The sequence below is a fragment of the Candidatus Poribacteria bacterium genome, from assembly GCA_016866785.1.
Taxonomy (GTDB): domain Bacteria; phylum Poribacteria; class WGA-4E.
The window spans coordinates 1-5,088 of sequence record VGLH01000194.1; the positions used below are offsets into that span (position 1 = coordinate 1).

Below are 5,088 nucleotides of genomic sequence, written 5' to 3' on the forward strand. Positions count from 1 at the left end.
GGTTCCGACGACCAGGCTCGCCTTCCCGTCGAGGAATCTGCCCATGGCGATCTTCTCGGAGGTGGCTTCGGCGTGGAAGTCCAGCACGACGACGTTCGCGCTCTCGCGCAGCTTCGGGATGATGTCTTCAGCCGCCTCGAAGGGATTGTGATACTGGTTGAAGAAGATGCCCCCGCCGAGGTTCAGGACGGCGACGGGAACCCCCGCCGCGCTCTGCGTGACCGCCCATCCTCGTCCAGGGGCGGCTTTGGGCAAGTTCGCGGGACGGATCACGTTCGGCACGTCGGCGATCTCGTCGGCAAACTCCTTCTGATCCCAGACATGGTTGCCCATCGTCATGAGATCGATGCCGGCGTCCGTCAACTCGGAGGCGATGGCGGCGGTGATGCCATTGCCGCCAGCGGCGTTCTCCGCGTTGGCGATGACCAGATCGAAGCCGCCGTGTCGTTCGCGGAGCGCCGGTAGGAGCTCTTTGACGGCTCTCCTGCCTGGCTTGCCAACGATGTCGCCGATGAACACAATCCTCATCAGGAGGCGCGTCTTTCCAGCGGCAGTAGTGTGGTGACGGGGTACTGTGCGATCCGCTCCTATCATACCGGATGGGACGAGGAGGGCAAGTCGTCGCCTCGGACTGCACTGGAACGAACGGTACCGGAGCTACGTTATGTAGAGCGGGGCTGAGTGCCCGCGCGCTCCTACGCGCGCCGATGTGCGATGAACCACAAGGAGGATACCATGCGGCTGAAAGCGGCTGCGGGTTCCGTATTGGCAGCGTCCGCTCTCTTGGCGGGCGCCGCGACGGCGCAGAACGTGTCCGTAACGGACTACGATGTGCCAGTCAGCAAGGCGGAACGTCTTCTGGTCGATCTGACCGCAAACCATGCCACCAAGGGATCGGACAAGACGGCGAGCAACGGGAACGTCGGAGCCGTCTACAAGCGCTTCTACGACTCCCTGCCCTTCGGATACTCCATCGACGTGACCGGGTCCGGCTCGACTGCCCTCGACCCGAAGACGGATGAGTACGAGTCCACGTACAACGCGGACCTCTCGGGCAGCATCAAGCGCTACATCTGGGACAAGAACGCGTCGCTCAAGGACATCTTCGGGTCGGCTCGATTCGACGCGAACATGCTCAAGGACTACGACCAACCCAACTCATCCGTCACGATCGCCTTGGGGTACGGCCGCTTCATCAACGCGACCGGTCTCGCCAAAGCGGTTCGGATGGAGGGTTTCCTGATCGACGAGAACGAGATCACCGGCAACCTGCCCAAGGACGCTATGGTCGAACTCGCGAAGATCGTCGACCGCCGCGGCGAGTATGAGGACACTCACGGGGCGACCTACAAGAAGCAGTGGTACGCCGACATGGAGGAGGTCATCCGCAAGTCGGGTATGCTCAAAGAGGACGCCATCGGGGCAGTCGGCATCCTGCGGATGGACGAGGTGATCGAGCGTGAGCAGATCGCCGACCGGTTCTACGGCTGGGACCTCGCCGTCGGCAGCAAGTTCGACCTCACGGTCGTGGACCCCACGACCGGCAAAGAGGTAGATGAGCTGCCATCGCCAAATCTCGACGTGAGCGCCCACTATGCGCGTCCGGTGGCGTGGGAGTGGCAGTTCAACGCCGGGACGCGCTGGAGCAGCCCGTTCGACAACCTCGGGAAAGCCTACACCGGTTCAGCCGCTGCGGACCTCACCTATGAGCTGACCAACCGGGTCGACTTCCGCGCCCGGTACGGAATGAAGCTCGGGAAGATCGAGGACGTCGACGCTGAGGTCGCTCATTCGGCCGGCGTCGCGCTCATCTACTACATCGAGAACCAGGTGAACCTCGTGGCGCAGGAGCAGATCGAGAAGGCTGCGGGCGATGAGGACGCAACCACGAACTTCACCCTGACACTCAACTACCGCGTCTTCTAGGCACGTCTCGGGTCACGATTCAACAGGGCAGCCTCCGGGCTGCCCTTTCCTGTGCCCTTCCGGGCGTTCCAGCCGTCTGCTCAAGCCACGATGGCATGCTCGCAGAGGCAGGAAGCCAGACTCCAATGGCCCGTCGCGATGATACTTTGGGGGAACCTCCCCACCTCAGTCCTCCCCCACACTTCGCGGGGAGAGGAGGCATTATCCCTCCTCCCTGAATGGGAGAGGGTCAGGGAGGGGGTTTGGAACACCCGTTCCGTGTGAGTGAATCACCGATCCGCGAGGAGCTCCGCCAGAGCCTTCGCGTCGCGGTACTCGGCGTCGCGGTCGGAGTAGATCGCGTCAAGTGCAACCGGTAAGTCGGGAGCCACCTTGAGATTGCGGCCCAGGGCGTCCAGCGAGTTCGATCCGTGGATGGGTGCGTGGGCGTTCCAGAGCTTGCCCGCCACGTCGTTCTGCGGCGCGCTCACCAGCCACATGCCGAGGTCACCGACGACCTCTCGCACGGATTCGGGCGTCGCGTTCGACGCGAGCAGCAGCGCCGCGCTCGCGGCGACGCGCAGATTCTCCGCTCCGACGCGGTTCCGCCACCGGTTCGCCTCCGATAGGCTCCACGGCGGTTTCCCGTGCGCCATCCGCAGATGGATGGTCACGCCGAGTCCTCCCGCCCGCTCGCAGATGGTTCGTAGCGCCGACTCGAACGCGGCTTCCGTCTCCTCGCGCGTGAAGTTATTCTCCGGGTAGCGGTGGAGTGAGAGCAGCAGGTCGCGCGCGCCCAGAGCCGCCATCTTCGCGAGGATGTCGTCGATCTCCGACAGGCTCCGCTCGTAGTCGGCGACGACGTTGGCGATCAGGCGCAGATCGGGATAGAGGTTCACGCCCTCGGAACAATCGACGATCACGCGCACTCCCTGCCGCTGAAGCCATCCCGTCTCGCGTTCGAGAGCCCGACGCTCCGTCGAGCGGAGCAGGCTCGCGCTCACCACGACGCCATCGAAGTGCTCGAAGAACGTCGGGCGGCGAAGCACCTCGGTACGGATCGACGTCGCGTCGCGCAGCGGCAGAGCCCTGCCGCGTGGCAGCGGCGGGGGAGCCACGTGCGGAATCTCCTCGACGCCCGTCTCGCGGACGCGGACGGAGAAGACTCGCACATCGCCGCCCGCGATCTGCCCGTGTCCCGACGCGCCGATTGCCGCGTTCTCGAAGCCGTCCGGCAGGTAGCCGACGGCTCCTTTCTCGGACGCGTCGATGGGGATCTCCTGGATCGACTCGATCTCGCCGCAGCGCGACTCGATCCGCAGAGGACGCGGTTCCAGGGCGTTGTTCGTGACGCCCAGTGTGTACTCGCCCGCGCTCTTGCGGCAGACGACCAGGTTGAGCCGGTCTCCGATGTCGAACAGCGCGACGGATCGGAACGCGCGGTCGAGCTCGGCGCGGACGTGCTTCAGGAGCGGATACGGCTTGAGCAACGGCTTGTCCACTTCGCTCTGGGGCGGAGGCGTCGCCGGGTCGCTCCCGATGCCGAACGGGCTGGCGAAGACGGTCATCCGACCCTTGCCGCTCTCCACGGCGACGACGGCGGGTATCTCGCGCCAACGCGCGATCACCCGCGCGCGCACCGGCAGATCGAGCAGCGACAGGGCGAATCCCACGTCCTCGACGTGGTCGCCGCTCTCGGTGTGGACGTTCTGCCGCGCGGGCAGGTTCACGACGCCCGGATCGACGCGCACGTCCGCGACGCCGCCCGGCAGACGGGCGAGGCTCCCCGCCGTGATGATGAGCCATCCGCCGCCGTCGACGTACGCCTGGAGCTTGTCGCGGATCTCATCTCCGCCTTCCAGGGCTCCCGCGACGACGAGGATCGGATAGCGCTCCAGCAACCACGACGGCGCGTCGGACAAGAGCGCGTCGGCGGCGTCGGAGTAGGGCGTCGGCGTGAGGAAGCCGGATTCGTCGTGGAAGTAGGAGGCATCCTGATAGCCGGGATAGAGCATGTCGAGAACGCCGTCGGTGAGGTAGTCGCCCGGCTCGTAGGGCAGGTTCCCCCAGACGCGGTAGACATCGCTCGTGTAAAGATGGCGCGGGAACGACCAGCCGCAGAAGAAGTCGCACAACAGCGCGGTGGGCGTGACCATGACGCCGGGGAACCCGTGCTCCTTCACCCAGCGATGCGCCGCCTGCTGGATGCGTCCTAGCGGCGAGAGCTCGGTTCCTTCGAACCAACCCGCCTCGAACCCCACGATCATCGAGTTGTAGAGGACGTGCGAGTAGAGCAGGCGCTTCATGAGGTTCAGGCTGGAGCCCTTCGTCGGTCCGTGCTCGTAGCCGTCCGACTTGCCCTCGGAGCCGTAGTTCTTGAACCCCCAGCGGTTGTAGATGGACGCGTTCCCGAACCACGGGACGCCGTATTGCTTGCCGGCTCCACGGATGAAGGCGTAGTAGACCTGGCTATTGGGCAGCGCCTGAGCCGTCTCGGCGCCGATGAGCGTGTAGACGCCCTCCTTGACGAAGTAGTGCCCGAAGTTCAGCGACACGAGCGTGGACATGCGGTTGCCGAGGTCGTTGCACATCCGCTCGAAGTGCTGCTGGAAGTTCAGGTACTGGGCGAACCGATCCGCCGAGCGCGGCGTCATCTGCGACGCGTATCCACCGACGTACCGCCCGTCCTGCTCGCCGTTGTCCATGCCGAGCCAGCGTTCGCCCAGGGCGCTCGTGAAGGTCACCAGTGCTGAGGCAGGCACGTCGAACTGCTGCCAGTAGCCGCCGGGGCCCGATCCGGGGACGTAGCCCCAGATATCGAACAGGTAGAGCCCGCGCTCCTGGATCTCCCGCGTCAGTTCGTCGAGGTTGTCGGCGTAGATGATGGGGTAGGAGGGCCAAAGAACGTCGCCGAGCTCGTGCGTGCGCGTGTACCGCTCGATCTCTTCGACGAACCCGACCAGCTTGCCCTCCGAGACGCCTAAGCCGCGCAACGACGTGAACTGCGTCCGGTTCCCGAACGTCTCCCACGTCGGGGGCTTGGTGTGTCGGCGAAGATCGTCGGGATGCTCGCGCGGATTCAGCAGGTGGACGTAGATGCGGGGCATGGACGCCTCCGATGCGGCAGACGGGTCGGGCGGTCGTGATCGCGGAGTATGTTACCGGTTCAGGCGAGCCGCGTCA

3 protein-coding genes are annotated in these 5,088 nt (G+C 65.2%); 1 reads left to right on the forward strand and 2 read right to left on the reverse strand.

The genetic code is table 11. The features are described 5' to 3' along the window. A partial coding sequence (locus tag FJZ36_17935) for a YmdB family metallophosphoesterase (protein ID MBM3216779.1) occupies positions 1 to 594 on the reverse strand: 594 nt, incomplete at its 3' end. A gap of 141 nt (positions 595 to 735) precedes the next feature. Between FJZ36_17935 and FJZ36_17940 the strand changes: the two genes are divergently transcribed. Next, a complete protein-coding gene (locus FJZ36_17940) occupies positions 736 to 1,926 on the forward strand; it encodes a hypothetical protein (GenBank protein MBM3216780.1) in 1,191 nt (396 codons plus the stop codon). Between the two features lie 269 nt (positions 1,927 to 2,195). On the opposite strand, the gene FJZ36_17945 is transcribed toward FJZ36_17940, so the two are convergent. Further along, positions 2,196 to 5,012: a hypothetical protein gene (locus FJZ36_17945; GenBank protein ID MBM3216781.1), complete on the reverse strand. Its 2,817-nt coding sequence runs from the start codon at positions 5,010 to 5,012 to the stop codon at positions 2,196 to 2,198. Between the last annotated feature and the right edge of the window lie 76 nt (positions 5,013 to 5,088).

Bases quoted from the DNA above. Each gene is read 5' to 3' on its own strand.
- FJZ36_17945 (MBM3216781.1), bottom strand. From the start codon at position 5,012: ATGCCCCGCATCTACGTCCACCTGCTGAATCCGCGCGAGCATCCCGAC.
- FJZ36_17940 (MBM3216780.1), top strand. From the start codon at position 736: ATGCGGCTGAAAGCGGCTGCGGGTTCCGTATTGGCAGCGTCCGCTCTC.